2 protein-coding genes and 1 pseudogene are annotated in these 1,143 nt (G+C 57.4%); all 3 read right to left on the bottom strand.

Annotation, left to right across the window (positions count from 1 at the left end; genetic code table 11):
- Positions 1–16: 16 nt before the first annotated feature.
- The 3 genes and pseudogenes from fdxB to EOD15_RS34590 all read right to left on the bottom strand — a co-directional run bounded on the left by fdxB (position 17) and on the right by EOD15_RS34590 (position 1,006).
- Positions 17–332: pseudogene (gene fdxB, locus EOD15_RS34600) on the bottom strand (ferredoxin III, nif-specific).
- Positions 329–487: a CCE_0567 family metalloprotein gene (locus EOD15_RS34595; RefSeq protein WP_224571204.1), complete on the bottom strand. Its 159-nt coding sequence runs from the start codon at positions 485–487 to the stop codon at positions 329–331. Before EOD15_RS34595 ends, fdxB begins: the two are co-directional and overlap by 4 nt.
- A gap of 90 nt (positions 488–577) precedes the next feature.
- Positions 578–1,006 (bottom strand): DUF269 domain-containing protein, encoded by a 429-nt coding sequence (locus EOD15_RS34590; RefSeq protein ID WP_127322068.1) that lies wholly within the window; start codon positions 1,004–1,006, stop codon positions 578–580.
- Positions 1,007–1,143 lie beyond the last annotated feature (137 nt).

The raw sequence follows: 1,143 nt of genomic DNA, 5'->3' as shown, positions 1-1,143 counted from the left end.
CCTGGTTTTCGCCAGATCATGTTGCGAGCTCGTCGGCCGCAACATGCGTCTGGCAGTTCTTGGGGCAGACGCGGCCGCAGGCTCCGCAGCCTATGCAGCGGCCGGCATCATCGACAACCATGATCATGCGATTGAGCTTGCCGTCGAAATCGTCGTCCTCGTCATCGCAGGGGCGAGGATTTCACCCGCATCATCAACGCCGTGAAGATGCATGACATCGCGCGAGCAGACCTTGAAACAACGGCAGCAGCCGATGCAGGTTTGCTATCGATGGAGGTCAGGTACGACGGCATCCAAATGGAGCCGTCACGGGTGGTGAATGTGCGCATCATCCTAAATTCTTCATTGAAGCGAGTTCTCTCTTGGCAACATCCAACTCGGCATAAACGGCTTGGGTTTTCTCGGCGACTTCCTGTATGTCGGCCCACTTGCCCGGCAGACCCTCGACGAGGTCCTGCAATGCCATCTTGGCAATAGCTGCACGCAACTGGAGCTTTCAGACTTTTTTCCTCATCCTATCTAGGTCTGACATAGATCCTTCCTGGAACAATGGTTTCTTGATGCGCTCCATCTCGGGCTAGGCTTCAATGGCTGCAGTCGCATCGTCGACCAGTTTCGTACCGGCCTCAGCAAGTTTGCGGAAAGTCTCGAAGCCGAACCGGTGGACGTCTCGACAGAACGCCCAACCGCCGGAAGCCCCCACGGGTTTCATTTCTATTGTCGGCGACGTCGACACGCCGGAGCGCTCCTCGATCGCAAGCGCTACGGCGGTGTAAAACATGTCGAGCCTCCACAGCGCGTCAGGATCGGGATCGCCGCCAAAGGGTACCGCACGTTGCTGTTGCTTGGTGATGATGAACTCGGCCAGCAGCTCGGCATCCGAATGGCCTTCCCATAAGCCGAAGGAATCCTGAGTACGAATGAGCCGCAGGAGGCATTTTACGAACGGGGAAGCAAGGGCCTCGTCGTCCTTGTGGACAGCAGGGCCAACCGGTTCATGAGGAATTTCGCTTTTCCCCAATTTCAGTACTCCTCTTGAAGGACGATCTCTTTTTCTGCGATGTGTGGTTCGGGCGCTTGCGTGGGCGGGGAATGGCTTGGGCGAGCCGATCCCACGCAACAGTGTCCCGTGGCCGACCTCGA

This window comes from Mesorhizobium sp. M7A.T.Ca.US.000.02.2.1 (assembly GCF_003996995.1).
GTDB lineage: Bacteria > Pseudomonadota > Alphaproteobacteria > Rhizobiales > Rhizobiaceae > Mesorhizobium.
This window is presented reverse-complemented; position numbering and strand designations above follow the sequence as displayed.